At 38.2% G+C, this 17,916-nt stretch carries 16 protein-coding genes; 2 read left to right on the top strand and 14 right to left on the bottom strand.

Annotated features, from left to right (window positions below; all coding sequences use genetic code 11):
• Positions 1-291: 291 nt before the first annotated feature.
• From MKZ10_RS09915 to MKZ10_RS09900, 4 genes are all read right to left on the bottom strand, one after another.
• The gene (locus MKZ10_RS09915) at positions 292-1,308 is read right to left on the bottom strand and encodes an alpha/beta hydrolase family protein (protein WP_342504808.1); all 1,017 of its coding nucleotides are present in this window, start codon (positions 1,306-1,308) and stop codon (positions 292-294) included.
• Between the two features lie 34 nt (positions 1,309-1,342).
• A complete protein-coding gene (locus MKZ10_RS09910; protein WP_342504807.1) occupies positions 1,343-2,218 on the bottom strand; it encodes a carbohydrate ABC transporter permease in 876 nt (291 codons plus the stop codon).
• A 20-nt stretch (positions 2,219-2,238) separates the two neighbouring features.
• Positions 2,239-3,108, bottom strand: a complete 870-nt coding sequence (locus MKZ10_RS09905; RefSeq protein ID WP_342510125.1) for a sugar ABC transporter permease — start codon at positions 3,106-3,108, stop codon at positions 2,239-2,241.
• Between the two features lie 327 nt (positions 3,109-3,435).
• Complete coding sequence (locus MKZ10_RS09900; RefSeq protein WP_342504806.1) at positions 3,436-4,965, bottom strand: extracellular solute-binding protein; 1,530 nt, start codon at positions 4,963-4,965, stop codon at positions 3,436-3,438.
• A 238-nt stretch (positions 4,966-5,203) separates the two neighbouring features.
• On the opposite strand from MKZ10_RS09900, the gene MKZ10_RS09895 reads away from it, so the two are divergent.
• Entirely contained in the window at positions 5,204-6,190 is a 987-nt protein-coding gene (locus MKZ10_RS09895; RefSeq protein WP_342504805.1) for a LacI family DNA-binding transcriptional regulator, read from the top strand.
• A gap of 89 nt (positions 6,191-6,279) precedes the next feature.
• Here the strand turns inward: MKZ10_RS09895 and MKZ10_RS09890 are convergent, their stop codons facing one another.
• The 9 genes from MKZ10_RS09890 to MKZ10_RS09850 form a co-directional block, all read right to left on the bottom strand.
• Positions 6,280-7,089, bottom strand: a complete 810-nt coding sequence (locus tag MKZ10_RS09890; protein ID WP_342504804.1) for an inositol monophosphatase family protein — start codon at positions 7,087-7,089, stop codon at positions 6,280-6,282.
• Positions 7,090-7,108: 19 nt separating this feature from the next.
• Complete coding sequence (locus tag MKZ10_RS09885) at positions 7,109-7,954, bottom strand: sugar phosphate isomerase/epimerase family protein (protein ID WP_342504803.1); 846 nt, start codon at positions 7,952-7,954, stop codon at positions 7,109-7,111.
• Positions 7,955-8,030: 76 nt separating this feature from the next.
• Positions 8,031-8,813, bottom strand: a complete 783-nt coding sequence (gene kduD / locus MKZ10_RS09880) for a 2-dehydro-3-deoxy-D-gluconate 5-dehydrogenase KduD (protein WP_342504802.1) — start codon at positions 8,811-8,813, stop codon at positions 8,031-8,033.
• 29 nt (positions 8,814-8,842) lie between these two features.
• Entirely contained in the window at positions 8,843-9,673 is an 831-nt protein-coding gene (gene kduI / locus MKZ10_RS09875) for a 5-dehydro-4-deoxy-D-glucuronate isomerase (protein WP_203247583.1), read from the bottom strand.
• Between the two features lie 41 nt (positions 9,674-9,714).
• On the bottom strand, positions 9,715-10,728 hold the full coding sequence (locus MKZ10_RS09870; RefSeq protein WP_342504801.1) for a sugar kinase: 1,014 nt from the start codon (positions 10,726-10,728) through the stop codon (positions 9,715-9,717).
• A 2-nt stretch (positions 10,729-10,730) separates the two neighbouring features.
• Positions 10,731-11,378 (bottom strand): bifunctional 4-hydroxy-2-oxoglutarate aldolase/2-dehydro-3-deoxy-phosphogluconate aldolase, encoded by a 648-nt coding sequence (locus MKZ10_RS09865; RefSeq protein WP_342504800.1) that lies wholly within the window; start codon positions 11,376-11,378, stop codon positions 10,731-10,733.
• 203 nt (positions 11,379-11,581) lie between these two features.
• Positions 11,582-12,664, bottom strand: coding sequence for a glycoside hydrolase family 88 protein (locus tag MKZ10_RS09860; RefSeq protein ID WP_342504799.1), 1,083 nt, complete (start codon positions 12,662-12,664; stop codon positions 11,582-11,584).
• A gap of 133 nt (positions 12,665-12,797) precedes the next feature.
• Positions 12,798-14,171, bottom strand: a complete 1,374-nt coding sequence (locus MKZ10_RS09855) for a hypothetical protein (RefSeq protein WP_342504798.1) — start codon at positions 14,169-14,171, stop codon at positions 12,798-12,800.
• Positions 14,172-14,225: 54 nt separating this feature from the next.
• Positions 14,226-15,074 carry a LarC family nickel insertion protein gene (locus MKZ10_RS09850; protein WP_342504797.1) on the bottom strand — a complete coding sequence of 283 codons (849 nt, stop codon included), beginning with the start codon at positions 15,072-15,074 and terminating at the stop codon, positions 14,226-14,228.
• A gap of 132 nt (positions 15,075-15,206) precedes the next feature.
• On the opposite strand from MKZ10_RS09850, the gene MKZ10_RS09845 reads away from it, so the two are divergent.
• Positions 15,207-16,388: an ROK family transcriptional regulator gene (locus MKZ10_RS09845; protein WP_342504796.1), complete on the top strand. Its 1,182-nt coding sequence runs from the start codon at positions 15,207-15,209 to the stop codon at positions 16,386-16,388.
• Positions 16,389-16,457: 69 nt separating this feature from the next.
• Here MKZ10_RS09845 and gndA read toward each other — a convergent pair whose 3' ends face one another.
• On the bottom strand, positions 16,458-17,867 hold the full coding sequence (gene gndA, locus MKZ10_RS09840; protein ID WP_342504795.1) for an NADP-dependent phosphogluconate dehydrogenase: 1,410 nt from the start codon (positions 17,865-17,867) through the stop codon (positions 16,458-16,460).
• Positions 17,868-17,916: the final 49 nt, after the last annotated feature.

Below are 17,916 nucleotides of genomic sequence, written 5' to 3'. Positions count from 1 at the left end.
GGAACTTACATTCTTATGGAAGGTTATCCATTCTATTCTTTCCTTTTCAAGCAACGGCATTTTTCACTAAAACATTTCTGGGATGCGACAGGCGATTATTCATAACAAGATGACCAAAAAAGCATGGCTAGAAATGAGGAAGTCGTTTCTAGCCATGCTTTTTCTGTGGTAATTATGTCTTGAATATTTCGCCGAAAGTAAATCAGAAATAGTCCAGCAAAAATGGGGTTCAAGCCTTTGCTGAGCAGCAATTTATGCAAGCAAATAGTTAATCAACAGATATGTCAATTATTATGCAATTGATAGTTGACGGATTAGCCATTCAAATGATTTTTCTCCGCTTATTTCGTGTCCGCCCTCGAATATATGCGAGGAAAACGATGCTTCTGTATCTAACGCTTTATAAATATTCGCTAGTCTCTCGATCGCAACTAACGACTCTTTCATTGGAAAAAGATGATCGGTCGTACCTGCTTCAATAAATAAAGGCCTTGGTGCGATTAATCCAATTAAATCAGGCATTTCAGTATACATTAATAGCCCCGGTATATAATTATCCAAACAGTGTCTTCTATCCATAATACTGCCTTTAAATGTGCTGGTATAACCACTTATAACTGTAGCTTTTATTCGTTCATCCAGAATAGAGGTAAATGAAGCAACAAGCCCCCCACCAGATATCCCGATACAACCAATTTTCCCTTCATCCACTTCCTCAAGCGTTTGTAAATAATCGATGACACGTCTGCACTCTTGTACCCTGAGACCTGCCAGTGTCTTTCCAAGTAAGAGTAATTGGCTTGCAATCATATAGCATGAGTTGTCTGTAGGAGAGCCATTCCCCTGATCAGACTGTAATTTACGATCTCCGAAGCCAATTAACTCAGGGACAATGACAACAACACCTTTTTTGACAAGCTCAATTGCAAACTGCTTATGATAGCCTTGATTTTTTCTTTTCGAACCATCTGGATTTAAGCCAACAGCCTCTTTACTCCCATACCCATGTCCATGAAGTGCGAGTACTGCCGGCAATTTAGTCTCTTCCCTATTTTTAGGGATTAATAGATACACAGGCATTCTCAACGAATCGATCGTTGAAAGTTCGACCCGTAATCGAAGATAAGAGCCCATATCTGCTTGTTCCACTAACAGAGGTTCTAAATTTTTTTTCTTTTCTTCAAAATTTCCTAATAATTGTTGGAATTTATTTTTCAAATCTAACTTCGCTGCTTTTTCGTTCACATTATTGTGAGATTTCATACTTTCCTGATACAAACTATTCAAATATTGATCGGCAGACCACATCTAGTATCCCCCTCTCACAACCAGCTGAGTCCATTTATTCTTTTACAGAACCCAGCAAGGCTCCCTTTGCAAAATGCTTTTGTAAAAATGGATACACTATCAGAATTGGAATCGTAGCGACAACGATAACCGCCATTTTTACTGATTGGGATGGTGGTGGAACATCTGAGTACTCCGCACTGTCAAATGAAATCCCAGTCGCTAACACAACAATTTGGCGTAGAAGAACTTGCACTGGCCATTTAGCTGCATCACTTAAATATAAAATAGCGTGCATATAAGTATTCCAGTAAGTTACGCCATAGAAAAGTGAAATTGTTGCAATTGCTGGTAACGAGCAGGGAATCACAATCCGAAACAGCACAGCGAAATCACCAGCACCATCAATTTTTGCTGACTCTTCCAATCCGGAAGGTAGGTTTTGGAAAAACGTTTTTAATATAATCATATTAAATACGTTAATAGAAACTGGGATAATTAGAGCTGCTAACGAATCCAATAAGCCCGTTTTTTGTACGATGATGAACGTTGGAATGATTCCTCCGTTAAAGAGCATCGTGAAGATAATGAAAAACATAATATATCTTCGACCAGGTAAATCTTTACGCGATAGCCCATATGCAGTCATAGTAGACAGAAGCATACTCCAAGTCGTCCCTACGACAGTTACAAAAATAGAAACTCCAATAGATTTTAGAATTGTATCTGTAGAAAATATATATTTATAGGCGCTTAATGTGAACTTGGTCGGAAATATCAAAAAGCTTCTACTTGCTATTTCTGCACCTGTTGCAAATGAACTACCTAAAACGTGAATGAAAGGTAGTACCGTTACTAAAGCAATGATTGTTAGTATTGCCGTATTCGTAAAATTAAATAACCGACTACCAACTGATTTGTCTTGAATCATGGGTACACCTCCTTAAACCATTAATAAATGCCTTCTTCTCCATTCTTTTTCGCCAACCAGTTAGCAAAAATAACAAGTACAAGTCCTACAAATCCTTTAAACAACCCAACCGCGGTTGCATAACTAAATTGACCTTGTCGTAACCCTGCTACATAGACGTATGTATCAAAAATTTCAGCTACATGACGATTTGTCGAATTCAATAATAAGAAAACATGTTCAAATCCCAGTTCTAATACATCACCTATTTTAAGAATAAGAAGGATGACAATGACACTTCTAATGGCCGGGAGCGTAATATGCCACATCTGCCTGAATCGATTAGCACCATCCATCTTCGCAGCTTCATATAATTGCGGATCCACTGAAGCAACTGCTGCAAGGAAAATAATTGTTCCCCAACCAGCTTCACGCCAAATCACTTGTCCGATGTACATAGGACGGAACCACTTGGAATCCAATAAGAAGTTAATTTGTTCTGATCCCATTGATTTCAGCAAGCCGTTTATAATTCCACCATCCATCGTAAACAAAACATAACTGATGGAAACAACAACAACCCATGACATGAAATGCGGTAAGTAAATAAACGTTTGAACAAGCTTTTTATATCTTTCGTTCATTAACTCATTCAACATTAAAGCGATAATAATCGGTATTGGGAAATAGATAAGAATTTGCAAACCGAATAGTACGAGCGTATTCTTTAAAATCATCCAAAAATCCGAAGAAGTAAACAATCGTTCGAAATGCTTTAGCCCTACCCATTCACTTCCGGCTATCCCCAAGTAAGGTTTGTAATCCTGGAAAGATATAATCATTCCAAACATAGGAATATATTTATAGATAAATAAATATAACAAACCAGGAGCAATCATTAAGTAGAGCATTTTATGCTTTGCTAATCTTTTTCGTAAGCTCTTTTTCTCTATCGGCTCACTTTTCTTGGCTCGAGTAAATAAACTGCGAGTACGAGCTACAATTTTTTTTCTTAAGCTCTTTCTCACAATCGGTTTACTCGTCGATTCCGAAACAGTAATCTGATTACTCATTGTTATCACCCTTTCTGAGGTAGGTAGAATTCTTACCTTTTCATATATATCTACCTTATCAAACAACATATTGTACATATGTTTTGAAAAGGATTTCTTTCATACTAAGGGGTTATATTATCGCAACAAGGAGGGATTAAAATCCCTCCTGTGCGACTCCATTAATTATCTTGATGCATTAAACTCTTCAATAATTTTGTTTCCGCCTTCAGATTTCCATTTTTCTACTTCCTTATTAAATCCAGCTTCATCAATTCCGCCTAGCATATAGTTATACGTCGCATCATTAATGATAGCTTGTAAGCGATCTCCATCTTGAATATACGTTTCTGAATCTAATGTAAGCGTTGGATCTTGAATTAAGTGACTATCATTTTCCAAAATTAATGTCTCAGCTTTTTGACGTGGTTCATAATCAAAGCGTGACTCGTATCTTCCGTTTGTTTCTGCTTCACCAATTCCTAGCATATTGTACGCAAATACTTCTTTATTGATTTTATCTTGATCACTATCAATTACTGCATAACCATCTACAATTGAATAGTGCTCACCTTCTACACCCCATTGAACAAGGTTAGAAAGTTCTGGTGTCATCATCAAATCGAAAAATGCTAAAATATCTTTCAACTCTTCTTCTGTTTTGATTGCAGATTTAGGAAACAGGATTTCGTTGTTATATCCTGGATTCGACCATACAGTAAATTCACCAGTAGGACCTGCAACGTAGTTGTGTACATCAAATTCTAAATCTGGGTTAAGCTCAATCGCATCATTGTACAACCCTAGAATGTCAACCATTGCACCGATATAAATACCAGCTGTACCGTTTTTCAACAATGCCTGCTGATCTTCTTTACTTGTTACAGGGAAATCTTGGTTCATATACTTATCATCGCGTAAATCTTTTATAAAGTTCATGGCACTCATATACTCCGGGAACATGAATTCAGGTAATAATTCACCGTTTTGCTCTCCCCAGTTATTTGGTGTTCCGTACCAAGATGCAATCGTTTTAAATGCACCGTAGATTAAATCACTTCTATCTGTTAAGCCGATTGTGTCATTTTTACCATTTCCATCAGGATCGTCTTCAGTAAACGCTCTTGCCATTTCATAAAACTCATCTACTGTTTTTGGTGCTTCTAAACCAAGTTTATCAGCCCAATCTTTCCGATAAATCATTCCTTGACGTGAGAGTGGTCGACCTTGGTAAAGTGAGTATACTTTTCCGTCTACCATTGTATTTTTAACGACTTCATCTTTTAATTTGCCTAGGTTGCTAAATTCACTGAGGTAAGGTCCGATTTCCCAGAACTGTCCATCACGAATTGCACCTTTAAATTGATCTACTTGATCCGATCCCATCGTTACAGCTTGAGCAAATGTTCCAGTAGCAAATGCAGTGTTCAGTTTATCACTGTAGTTATTGTCTGGAACCCACTCCATTTTGATTTCTACATTTGCGGCTTCTTCTACTAATTCAAGTATTTTCTCACTCGGTACTTCTGCAGTGTGAAGTTTTGTCATAATAGAGATTTTCGTTTTCTCTTTGTCTTTTACGACAGCGTCCCCTTTATCGCTCGAGGAGTCCGATGAAGCGCTTTCATCTTTATCATCGTTATTACTACACGCAACTAATACCATCAAAACCAACAGCATCGAAAATAAAGCCATAAAACCTTTTCTCAAGTTCATATTAACAAACACCCCTTCTTCTATTTTTTACTACACATTTAGCATAGATTATGAATGCCTATATCGTATATAATCAATTTCTTATACTCCTCACAAACCCAGCTACACCAACATGAAAACGCTTCCATCATAACATACTGATTATTCTTTATATAGGTAATTTGCTTCAATAATGAAAACGTTGTTATTATATGTTACATTAAGAATACATACTACATATCAAAGCAGGTGATGAATTTTGAACGTAACCATCAAAGATATTGCGAAAGTTGCCAAAGTGAGTTATTCCACTGTGTCAAAGGCATTAAATAATAGTCCCTTAGTTAGGGAAGATACGAAAAGAAGAATCGTCGAGATTGCAAAAGAATTAGGTTACGAGCCTAATTTTGCCGCACAAAGACTTGCTTCTAAACAAACGAGAATTATCGGGCTCATTTGGCCAACAATTGAACGGGTTGTCCTATCAACATTGGTGACAAAAATTAGTGATAAGATTAACGCAACACCTTACTCCATGATTCTATCTGTCGATCCTGTACAAATAGCTTTAGATACATTTAAAAGATTTCAAACAGATGGTATCATTTTATTTGAAGAGAATACGGATATATCTATTGATACAAGTTCAATTCCATTGCTTTCCTATGGAGTTGCAGGTAAAGAAAACTCCCCTTATCCGATAATTGATGCGAATCATGAGCAAGCCATGTATGAAGCGGTACATTACTTAACTCAATTAGGTCATACAAATATCGTTTATATCGGGGACTTATCATCTACTGACCCAATGCAAATCGAGAAATACAATGGATTTAAGAAGGCAATGACTCTATTTGGTTTGCCAGGAGACAATGATCAGTTAATCGATACGGCTGGACTGAATGCATACGATGGTTATCTCGCAACCTTAAAAACTCTTGCCAATTCTACTCACCCTACAGCGATTGTTGGGGGGAGCTTTGATATTAGTGGTGGCATTATTCGGGGCATTAAGGAGAGAAACCTAAAAATCCCTGAAGATATCTCCATTATTAGTTATGATAATATTCCCCAAATGGCCGATATTGAAATCCCATTAACCTGTATTGGTGTACCGGTTGATACACTGGCGACAGAAATAGTTACAACTATAATCAAGTTCATTGAAGAGAAGGATGTACACCCCCTTGTGAAGAAACTGACACCAATTCTAAATGAAAGAGCTAGTTGTGCGGCTAAAAAGTGAGTTTCGTTTTAATAGTAAAAACTGAAAAACTAACTACCTTTTTAGATGAGTGGTAGTTAGTTTTTTCACTTTACTAAAGTTGTCCATGATTATTTTTTCCCTTTTTGCAAATAATCATGAATGATTTCCTGTTGAATGGCTGGATGACAAGTTATTGTAGATTCATTTGTCAACAAAGTAACGGGTGCCCCGTCTAAATTAGTAGTGACAGCACCAACTTCCTTCGCAAGAATAATACCTCCTGCAATATCCCATGGTGCAAGATTCATTGTTAAATATCCATCTATAATTCCTTCAGCGACATAGGCAAGCTTTAAAGCTGCTGAACCATAAGTTCTTGAGCCACGTATTTTCTTGACCAGTTGCTGCATAGTCCGCTCATCCATGACACTATTTTCGCATAACCAATGATGATTGAAGCCGAGCATTGCCTCGTCAAGTACCAATTCTGGCTTTAAAGGTGGTAACTTTACATTATTTTTATAGGCTCCTTCATTTCTTTTAGCACTATACAGAATATCAGCCATGACATCGTAAACAAAGCCAATCTCACCAATTCCTTCTTGAAAGATACCGATGGAAATAGCAAAGTTCCTCTTTTGCTGTACAAAGTTCATTGTGCCATCTATTGGATCAACAATCCATACAACCCCATCCAATGATGTGACATCATCTCCATAGCCTTCCTCACTAAACAACAGATGATGCGGATACGTTTTTTTGATATTTGTAGCTAAAAAATATTCCGTTTCTTTATCCATCGTCGTAACAAGATCTTTTGGGTTAGACTTCGTATCAATAATGAGTGGATCATTAATTTTTGTACGAATGGTTTCGCCAGCCTTTAAGATCCATTCTTTTGCATGCTGAAAAATGTCATCACGCAGGTTTTTATCCATGTAACTTCCCTCCCCTATGTTAAGCTCGTTTGTATTTCTCCTTTAAAAACGCAATGCTATTATTAATATAGGGCTCTCTTGTGTTCTCCAACAATACATTGATATACGGTTTCCTCGGCTTTATTAATTTGAAGATTGCATCATAATTTAGTAGTCCTGTACCTACTGGCACCATTTTGATCCAATCGTCTTCAATGATAAAATCTTTGGCGTGCATAATGACCATTCGATCGCCAAAAAGATCCATCGCTTCTTGAAAAACTTCTTCCTGCCTATGATAGTTTGTCGGATTCAAGAAATTTGCCGGATCAAAGATGACTTGAAGATTTGGCGAATCGATGCTATCCAATAGTCTTTTTAATACTTGCGGAGAATGAACAGGATGATTAATGCCTCCTTCTATAGCAACAATGACACCAAATTTCTCCGCTTCTGCCACCAATTCGCTAACGCTCTCTACTACATCTAGAAAAGGTTGTTCTTCGTAATTGTCTACCGTATAGCCTGTTTTTTCATAGACATTACCGGTTTCAGTACCAACAATACTACAACCAAAATCCCTTGCAAAGCGAATATGCTCTTTAAATCGATCCAATTCTTGTTTTCTTTTGTCTTTATCAGGATGGATCATGTGAATATAGCAGCCTAACACAGCTATTTGAACATCTTTCTTCCGAAATGCATCCCCGATATGGCGAGCAAAGCCAGGGCTTAAACTGCCAACACTCGTATTCATCTCTGTAAAGGATTTGCCTAGCGCTAGCTGCACAGATGTTAGTCCCTTACCTGCGATTTCTTCTACTAGCCCCTCTATTGTCGTCTGATTTTCAATATCATGTGCACGAATCCCTAAATTCAATTCCATGTTTATCCCCTCTTTACTAGTTTTATATACGTAATACGCCGTATCACTACCAGTGATACGGCGTATTTGAAGAATATTATCTCGACAACCATCCGCCATCGACAGCAATAATGGAGCCATTCATATAATCAGACGCCTTACTTGCTAAGAACACGACCGTTCCCATTAAGTCTGCTGGGTCGGCCCAGCGTCCTGCTGGAATGCGTGCCAATATTTCACTATTACGTTTTTCATCTGCACGAATAGGGGCAGTATTTGCTGTTCTTACATAGCCAGGTGCAATCGCATTTACTTGAATTCCATGTTCCGCCAATTCATTGGTGAATGCTTTCGTTAGTCCGACAACACCATGCTTACTCGCCGTATAAGGAGGGACAAATTTCCCACCTTGGAATGATAACATGGAAGCAATATTAATGATTTTACCACTCTTTTGTTTAACCATTAAGTGAGCAACTTCCTGACTTAAGAAAAACATGGAATTGAGATTGAGTTCCATTACAGCATCCCAATCTTCACCCTTGTATTCAAGTAGTGGAGCGCGTCGAATTGTTCCAGCGTTGTTGACTAAAATATCCACTTGTCCATAGATTTCTTGACATTTAGCAACTAGTTCTTTCACTTTTTCTCTATTTGTCAGATCCGCCTGGAAAAACTCAACTCTACGTCCTTGTTGTTCGATTAACGCTCGCGTTTCATCCCACTCATCGCCATGTGTCACAATGAATAGATCTGCACCGGCTTTAGCAAGTGCAACTGCATATCCTTGGCCTAATCCTTTGTTTCCACCCGTCACAATGGCAACCTTGCCTGCCAAAGAGAAAAAATCTAGTGAGAATTCATTTAACTGGTTCGTCATGCGTATAGTCCTCCCTAATTAACTTCGTTTTATCTCAAATCTGCCATCGCGACATGGTCCATATCGTCATATGTGATATTCTCTCCACACATGCCCCAAATAAATGTATAGTTACTCGTTGCAGTTCCAGTATGAATCGACCAGCTTGGTGAAATAGCCGCTTGTTCATTTTTCATCACTAAATGTCTCGTTTCATCTGGTTCACCCATGAAGTGGAATACTCTTGTTTCTGGCTCCATATCGAAGTATAAATAAACTTCCATCCGGCGCTCATGCGTATGGCAAGGCATTGTATTCCAAACACTTCCAGCCTGCAACATTGTTAAGCCCATTTGCAACTGGCAGCTTTCACAATTATTCGGATGAACATATTGATAAATTTTACGAACATTTAATGTACCTGGCTCACCCATTTCAAGCGGTTTAATATTATTAATATCAATTTTCACCGTTGGGTACGTATGATGTGCCGGAGCAGAGTTAATGTAAAACTTTGCAGGATTACTCGCGTCCTTAGAACGGAATAACACTTCTTTTGTTCCTCTCCCAACATATAATCCGTCTCGACCAACCATTTGGTACTCCTCACCATCTAAGATGACAGAGCCTTCTCCACCAATATTAATAATGCCTAGTTCACGACGTTCAAGGAAATAAGTAACCCCTAGTTCCTTATCTAGCTTAATTGTTAACTCCTCATTCGTCGGCGTAACGCCGCCAAAAATCATTCTGTCTACGTGCGTATACGTTAAATGAACCTTTCCAGCTTCAAAAAGTGTTTCGACAAGAAAATGCTTTCTCAACTCATCTGTATTGTATCTCTTTATTTCTTCTGGGTGATTTGCATAACGTGTTTCCATTTTCCATCCTCCTATTTTATAAATCATTTTAATCTTATAAGTTAACGAATGATACGACCTGAGCCGTTTTCAATAAAACCATTAATTTCATCTACGGAAAAGACATTACAATCTCCATGCACAGTATGTTTTAATGCAGACGCAGCTGTTGCAAATGAAACAGTTTGTTCAGGAGATTGCCCATTTAGTATTCCATGTAAAATCCCTGCGGCAAAAGCGTCCCCCCCGCCGACACGGTCGACAATGGGTTCAATATGATGCTCTTTGGAATGATATAAAATCGCATCTGTATATAAGTTGCCTTGTAATGTATTGGCAGAGGCAGAAATCACTTGTCGGAAAGTCGAACTCATATACGTAATGTTCGGGTACATTTCTTGTATTTGCTCGTAATAGTATTGCAGCTTCATCTCTTTGCTTAGCGAAACAGGAGCCTCTGCAATTCCAAGTAAATGAATCGCATCCAATTCACCGCAAGAACAAATATCGACATACGGTAAGAGTGGTTTAATAGCATCCGCTGCTTCCTTTTGATTCCACAGTTTTGAACGATAATTAAAATCAAAGCTTGTCATCACACCGTGAGCTTTTGCTCTTTGTAACGCTTGTAATGTTAACTTTTGTAAGGTAGGAGATAAAGCAGGTGTAATACCCGAAACATGAAAAAGGTTTACCCCCTGAAAGATTTCATCGAAGTCGATTTCCTCTTCTGTCAGTTCAGAAATACTAGAATATTTCCGGTCATAGACGACCTGCGCACTTCTTTCTCCTACCCCACTTTCTAAATAGTAAGTGCCTAATCGTTCACCGCCACGCAAGACATGACTTGTGTCAACACCATACAGGCGCAAATGTCTTTCTGCTGCATGACCGAGTGGGTTATTCGGCACTTTACTTACAAAACGGACAGTATGACCAAAATTGGCTAATGATACTGCTACATTTGCTTCAGCACCACCATAGTGCATCGTTAGCTCACTCGCTTGAACTGCCCGTACTCCAATTCTAGTAGAAAGACGTAATAAGATTTCTCCAAACGTAATTATTTTTTTCATCCTTACGCCTCTCTAGCTTGTTGTACTTTTTCAACAAACTTTCTTGCGTCTATTGTCATTTTTTCAAACTCACCCGTTTTGGCATGTGCTACTAAACTGCCGCCTACACCTACAGCAACGCAACCATTTTTAATCCACTGCGCTACATTTTCCAGATCTACTCCACCCGTTGGCATAATATTCACTTGTGGGAGTGGAGCCTTCACACTTTTGACCCAATCTGGCCCAAAAGTGTTTCCAGGGAATAATTTAATAATATCAACGCCTGATTTAAGTGCTTGCTTCATTTCAGTAATCGTCATACATCCTGGCATATAAGGAATTTGGTACAGATTACATAACTCAGCAGTTTCTTGGTCGAAAGTTGGACTGACGATGAACTCAGCTCCAGCTAAAATAGCAATTCGCGCTGTAATTGCATCTAAAACTGTACCCGCCCCAATAACAACGTTGTTATTTTGTTGGTAAAGAGCCACTAATTCGCGAATGATTTGATCTGCACCCTGCACGGTGAAAGTGATTTCAATTCCTGTAATTCCGCCTTCTATACACGCTTCCGTGGTGTTCATCGCTTCTTCTTTTGAAGTCGCTCGAACGACAGCAACGACGCCACAGCTCGTAATCTTATTCAATACTTTCAGTTTATTCATAACAAACCTCCCGATATATACTCTCTTCGTTTGAAATAATTCAGTGATTGTTATTTCAAAACTTTCAACCTAATTGTATAGATTATAGTAAGCGTTTTCAAGGCATATCATTCTAGTTTGCTCTTAATAGTGAATAATTGAGTCAATCCCAATGAAATGATTATATGGTTATTCATGTTACGACCGAAAAGTATGCCGTTCTATCATGAAATATCATGTACAGCCATACAAGCTAAGATAAAGGCACCCATTCCATGCAAATCATTCTCTGAAGTCGGACGCGATACATAATACTCATATTCTCCAGCAGAAGTTCCAATACAAATGCCACTTAACTCGAGCCTTTGATCATCAACTTTCACCATATGTTCCAGCAAGCCATTATATGCTTTTTTCACAACTTCTTGATAAGTATCCTCTACATAACCCGCTTTTAATGCTTTTGCAATCGTATAGATAAATAACGCCGAACAAGAAGACTCTAACCAGTTATCCTCACGGTCTCCTTTATCTACAATTTGATACCATAAACCTGAGTCTGCATCTTGGTGCGAAACAATTGCAGGGATAAAGCGTTGTAATTCTTCGACCCACACTTCCTGACCATGTTTTTGTCCTTCTATCTGTTCTAATAAATCAATGAGTGCTGTTCCATACCAACCGACTGACCGGCCCCAAAATTCTGGCGAGCATCCTGTTTCTTTGTTTGCCCAAGGCTGAATTTTCTTCTCGTCCCACGCATGATACGGAAGGCCAGATTGTGGATCCCTCATATGTGATCTCATTAATTTCTCTTGCAGCAATACAGATTGAATAAGCTCTGGTTCTTGGAATTGTTTATCATACATGAGCATGAATGGCCCCGCCATAAACAATCCATCTAACCACATTTGATAAGGGTATTTATCTTTATGCCAAAAACCACCCTCAAATGTTTTGTTAATTGTATGCAGTAGATTTCTCAATTTTTTCGCTGCAATCATATATTTGCGATCTTTCGTTTCCTCATACAAAGGAAATAGTAAAATACCTACTTGAATCGAGTCCAGCTCATCCCTTGCAAACAAGAAATTCCCTTCATCATCTAGTAAGTTATCAACATAGGCCTTTGTGTAATCAAAATAATCCTGCTTCCCTGTTGCTTCCCAAACACGCAACATACCATACAAAAAAACACTTTGGTGGTAATGCCACCTATTAGCTGGTGGTAGCTCTGCTGGACTATATGTGTTCATAATTGTCTGACAGGCTTTTTCTGCAATAAATAATGGATTATTCTGTGTCATAATTAACATCTCTCCTTAAATTTTTTGTATATATTAAGGTGAACGGAAGAATTCTATCAATAACGTCCGGCACTTGGAAAATGCCTTCGCGGAGATTAATTGAAATCATCAGTTCACCAAATATAGCAATAGATCATAAAAGAATGTAGGCAATAATTGTTCCTATCCCACCGAGCAGGAGCGCAAACGGTAAATTATTTAAAGTGATTCGATAGGGACTTTGATTGGTATCCATTGCCGTCAGTGTTACAACTAATCCATATGTCCCGACTGTCAATGTAGCAATCGCACTTGTTACCATGACAATTGAGAGACTTAGCGGATTATACACATCAAGCAAACTTCCGATTAAGCCTGTCAATATCCCAATTGTTGCAATCGGGTGAATCCCGAACAGACTTAGGAAGATAAAAATAACTTGAATTAGCAGAAAGACTACTAATGGATACTGTGCAACGAGTAGAATTGGCTTCTCAATGACTTCTAAAAATGAAGAGTTGCTAATACTATTTGAGAAAAAGGATAGTGAAATGAATAAGATAATAAAGTTTTGCATTGTATTCGCTTTCATTTTCCAATTATGCCAACCGATGACCCAAAAACTTCTACCCCTTTTTATGATTGTAGACCATATTAGCGTAAAGGGAAAGATGAGAAGTGTCACAGTCAATATGAAATCGATTTCAAAAAATGTACCACAGACAATAACTAGGGCTAAAAATAGCACTAGTGCACTTGCCAGGTGAGCAATTTTTTTAGCTATCCCTTTGACATTCATTTCCCTAGACTGTTCACCGCTTTGGTTTGCATACGCATACTTTCTGAAATGATAGCGGCCCCACAAAGCGTCAAGTATAAATGTTAGCACCGCAATTAATAACAACCAAGGGAGTATAGCTACGTAAGAAACGCCAGTTACAAAAATAGATAGGACGACTAGTATTTCAAGTGGGCTCCATAGTAAGGCTAAGGAAAACCCTCTCAATGTTGATGTACTGATGAATGAATCTCGCACTTTTTTATTGAAATGCGCTAAATTATCTTTCAGCACGTCCTGTGAAATGGTAACCGCCGATAAATTTAAAAATGCAGCTAGCGTAAACGTTGTCGCTGAACCACGCGTATACATTTTGCCCACATCTGATACATTCGCCTTCATTAAGCTGTTTAAGCTCCGGTCAAACCGACCACTTCTAACAACACTATTCATCCACGGTAACATCGCTAAAAGTGTGAGTAAGGCTATATTAGCCGTTAAAGCGCTAGGTATAGCCAAAACTGATTGTCCTGATGTAGCATATAAGCAGCCTCCTATCACAATGAAGGAGGCACTTAGTATTCTAAATAATTTCGATGCACTCGCAAAAGAAATGACTAACATGACTAAAGCTAATAAGCCAATCACATAATTCAAACGATCGCTAGCGATAAATATATTGGCGATGTGAAGGACAAATACGAATGTGTAAAAAATATATACATACTGAAATACCGAATGCAGTTTCATCTTTACCTCCAAAAACGCCATTCCGTTATTTACCTAATTATTCAATGGTGATAGTTATTCTTCTCCGATAATCACTCGGAGTACATTTGGATGCTTTGGAAACGTTTTAGTACCTGCTCCGTAGCCAATGGATTGAACCTTCATAGCGGGTAATGTACAAAATGCTTCGGCAAGTACCGCTACAATGGCTGCTCCTGTAGGTGTTGCTAACTCCCCTTTGACTTGGCTTTCTGCAATAGGAATACCGAGTAAAATTTCTAATGTAGCAGGTGCTGGAACTGGATAAATGCCATGATCAATATGAATTTTCCCCGAACCAACTGGAACGGCAGATGATTTAATACGGTCTATTTGCAGTTGTTCAAGAAGTATAGCTGCACCTACAATATCGATAATCGAATCCACAGCTCCTACCTCATGAAAATGAACGTCTTCAAGTGCTACACCGTGGATTTTCCCTTCAGCTTGTCCTATCTTCTTGAAAATGCTGAGCGCATGTCCTTCCACTCGATTAGAATAACCTGCCGATTGAATAAGCTCAACAATTTTTTTATAAGAACGATGATCATGATTATGGTTGTGATGATGACGGTCGCTATGTTCATGGCCATGGTCGTGACTATGTTCATGACTGTGATTATGCCCGTGGTCATGATCGTGGCTATGTCCGTGATTATGATTATGCCCGTGGTCATGAGCATCACTCGTTAATAAAACATCAAACTTTGTACTAGTAATGCCGTTTTTCACGACTTTATTGAATGTTAATTCATACTCATTTTCCATATTCAGTTTTTTTAACTCCGTTTCTAAATGAACAGGATCCCCTCCTGCATCAATAAGGGCCCCAATAACCATATCACCACTAATTCCTGAAAAACAATCGAAATATAATGTTCTCATACGTAACATTCCTTTCTATGCTATAATAAATTAACTTCGCAATTACTTTGTCCACACAACAAAGTAATTTTTATTACACTAAATAAACCATTTTTGCATTCGTATAATTATAATTAATTCGGGGGTAAATAGATGATTACTGGCGACGGTGCTTACATAAAAAAAATCAATAGAAGTATTATTTTAAGTAAAATAGTTGAGCATGGCATGATATCAAGAGCTGACCTATCCAAAATTACCGGATTAAACAAAGCTACTATTTCAATTCAAGTTGCCGATTTACTCAGTGAAAACTTAATTTGTGAAACAAGACTGGAGCATAATGTCGTAGGTAGAAGACCGATCATGCTTTCGATAAATAAAGATGCAGGCTATGTGTTAGGCATCGACCTAGACTATAACCATATCCAGTATATGGTTTCCGATTTAGGTGGTAATCCTGTCCAACATGACTCCATAGAGTTGGAAATCGATAGTTATGAAGAGTTAGTACATTTACTTATTAAGCAAATTAAAAAATATAAAAATGATTATTCAAAAAAACATTATGGTTTAGTTAGTGTAATGATTGGGATTCACGGGACAGTAAATAAAGATGAGAGCATCTACTTTGTACCTAGTCATCAATGGCAAAATAAATCCTTGAAAACCGATCTTATGAAAGAGCTAGATATGGACATATCCATTCAAAATAACGCAAACTTATCGGCTTATTCCGAACGTGTCTATAAACACCATGAGAGTAATCATTTACTTTGTCTTCTCTTCTCTTCTGGAATTGGATCGGGAATAATGATTGATGGGAAACTCCATAAAGGATTTCACGGCTACGCCGGAGAAATGGGCCATATGATTATTTCCAAGGATGGAGAAGCCTGCCGATGCGGTAACAGAGGTTGCTGGGAGCTCTACTCATCTGAGCCTAGCCTACTTGCACGTTTGGCAATGCAGTTAGGTGTTCCAAAAGTAACACATGATGACATACAATCCCTACTGGCCAAGCAAGATCCCACTATTCTCCAACTAATGAAACAATATATCATCGACCTTTCAATCGGTTTAAATAATATTATCAATATCTACAATCCAGAAACATTGGTGTTGACGAGTGAACTGTTAAAAATGTATCCAAATGCAATCGAGGAAATTAAAAATAATTTGAATTCCGCAGTAAGTCAATATGGTGAATTAGTAATCTCCGATTTTGGGAATAGTTCCTGTGCCCTTGGTGCATGTGCACTAGCGATTCAGCGTTTTCTAGAGGTACCGGAGCTCATCTTAACACTGACAGAGGATACTGTTTTAGTCAAATAGGTATAAAAAAAGATCTCCCTATCCATGGGAAAGAGAGATCTTTTTTTTATTTACTTTACTACTTTTTATTTAGAACCAGTTCGTATGGAAAGTTCCTTCTTTGTCTTTACGTTGATACGTATGAGCGCCAAAGTAATCGCGTTGTGCTTGAATTAGATTTGCAGGCAGATTTTCTGAACGGTAGCTATCATAATAAGCAATTGCACTTGCGAAAGAATGAACAGGAATCCCTTGTTTAACCGCAACAGATACGACTTCGCGTAATGCTGATTGGTAACCTTCTACAATTTCTTTAAAATAACTATCTAATAATAAGTTTTCTAAATCAGGTTCTTGGTCATAAGCTTCTTTAATATTTTGTAGGAACTGTGCACGGATAATACAACCCCCACGCCAGATCATTGCAATCTCTCCATAATTCAAATTCCAATTACTCTCCGCAGATTGTGCACGCATTTGAGCAAATCCTTGTGCATAAGAACAAATTTTACTCATATACAATGCTTTACGAACTGCTTCTATGAGTTCCTCTTTATTGCCGTCATATTGGCTTACTTGAGGTCCAGACAATACTTTACTTGCACGGACACGCTCTTCTTTCATCGAAGAAATACAACGTGCAAATACAGACTCTGTGATTAACGGAAGTGGAACACCTAGATCTAAAGCATTTTTACTCGTCCACATGCCTGTTCCTTTTTGACCTGCTTTATCTAAAACAACATCTACAAGTGGTTTACCTGTTTCTTCATCTATCTTTGTAAAGATCTCTGCAGTAATGTCAATTAGGTAACTATCTAATTCACCTTTATTCCATTCTGAAAATACTTCATGAAGTTCTTGTGCATCCAACTCAAGGACATTATCCAAAATCGCATATGCTTCAGCAATCAATTGCATATCTCCGTATTCGATACCATTGTGCACCATTTTCACATAATGACCTGCACCATCAGGACCGATATAGGTACTACAAGACTTCCCATCTACTCGTGCTGCAATCGAATCAAAAATGGGTGCAACTAAGTCATAGGCTTCTTTTTGACCACCTGGCATAATAGAAGGACCTTTTAGTGCACCTTCTTCCCCACCAGATACCCCTGTTCCGATGAAATGGATACCTGTTTTCTCTAGCTCTTTATTACGACGAATCGTATCTTCGAATAGCGTGTTCCCACCGTCAATTAAAATATCGCCCTTTTCAAGATACGGCTGCAATGATGCAATTGTTGCATCTGTTGCAGATCCAGCTTGAACCATTAGCATTATTTTACGGGGTACTTCTAATGAGTTAACAAACTCCTCAATGCTCGTAGCACCAAAAAAGTTCTTGCCTACCGCTTCATTTGCTAAAAATTCCTCTGTTTTTGAAGTTGTACGATTGTAGACAGAAACAGAGTTCCCTCTGCTCTCGATATTTAACGCTAAGTTTTTTCCCATAACCGCTAGGCCAATGACACCGATTTGTTGTTTCGACATTTTTTTCTTCCTTTCTATATTTCGAATTTACAACGCTGTTAAACAAGTA

Source organism: Sporosarcina sp. FSL K6-2383 (genome assembly GCF_038618305.1).
Lineage (GTDB): Bacteria > Bacillota > Bacilli > Bacillales_A > Planococcaceae > Sporosarcina.
This window is presented reverse-complemented; position numbering and strand designations above follow the sequence as displayed.

Excerpts from the sequence above, each read along its gene's own strand:
- kduD (WP_342504802.1), bottom strand. The coding sequence starts at position 8,813 with ATGACGAACCAGTTAAATGAATTCTCACTAGATTTTTTCTCTTTGGCA.
- MKZ10_RS09870 (WP_342504801.1), bottom strand. The coding sequence starts at position 10,728 with ATGAAAAAAATAATTACGTTTGGAGAAATCTTATTACGTCTTTCTACT.
- MKZ10_RS09890 (WP_342504804.1), bottom strand. The coding sequence starts at position 7,089 with ATGGATAAAAACCTGCGTGATGACATTTTTCAGCATGCAAAAGAATGG.
- gndA (WP_342504795.1), bottom strand. The coding sequence starts at position 17,867 with ATGTCGAAACAACAAATCGGTGTCATTGGCCTAGCGGTTATGGGAAAA.
- MKZ10_RS09850 (WP_342504797.1), bottom strand. The coding sequence starts at position 15,074 with ATGAGAACATTATATTTCGATTGTTTTTCAGGAATTAGTGGTGATATG.
- MKZ10_RS09885 (WP_342504803.1), bottom strand. The coding sequence starts at position 7,954 with ATGGAATTGAATTTAGGGATTCGTGCACATGATATTGAAAATCAGACG.
- MKZ10_RS09905 (WP_342510125.1), bottom strand. The coding sequence starts at position 3,108 with ATGCTCTACTTAATGATTGCTCCTGGTTTGTTATATTTATTTATCTAT.
- MKZ10_RS09855 (WP_342504798.1), bottom strand. The coding sequence starts at position 14,171 with ATGAAACTGCATTCGGTATTTCAGTATGTATATATTTTTTACACATTC.
- MKZ10_RS09915 (WP_342504808.1), bottom strand. The coding sequence starts at position 1,308 with ATGTGGTCTGCCGATCAATATTTGAATAGTTTGTATCAGGAAAGTATG.
- MKZ10_RS09860 (WP_342504799.1), bottom strand. The coding sequence starts at position 12,664 with ATGACACAGAATAATCCATTATTTATTGCAGAAAAAGCCTGTCAGACA.
- MKZ10_RS09900 (WP_342504806.1), bottom strand. The coding sequence starts at position 4,965 with ATGAACTTGAGAAAAGGTTTTATGGCTTTATTTTCGATGCTGTTGGTT.
- MKZ10_RS09910 (WP_342504807.1), bottom strand. The coding sequence starts at position 2,218 with ATGATTCAAGACAAATCAGTTGGTAGTCGGTTATTTAATTTTACGAAT.
- kduI (WP_203247583.1), bottom strand. The coding sequence starts at position 9,673 with ATGGAAACACGTTATGCAAATCACCCAGAAGAAATAAAGAGATACAAT.
- MKZ10_RS09865 (WP_342504800.1), bottom strand. The coding sequence starts at position 11,378 with ATGAATAAACTGAAAGTATTGAATAAGATTACGAGCTGTGGCGTCGTT.
- MKZ10_RS09845 (WP_342504796.1), top strand. The coding sequence starts at position 15,207 with ATGATTACTGGCGACGGTGCTTACATAAAAAAAATCAATAGAAGTATT.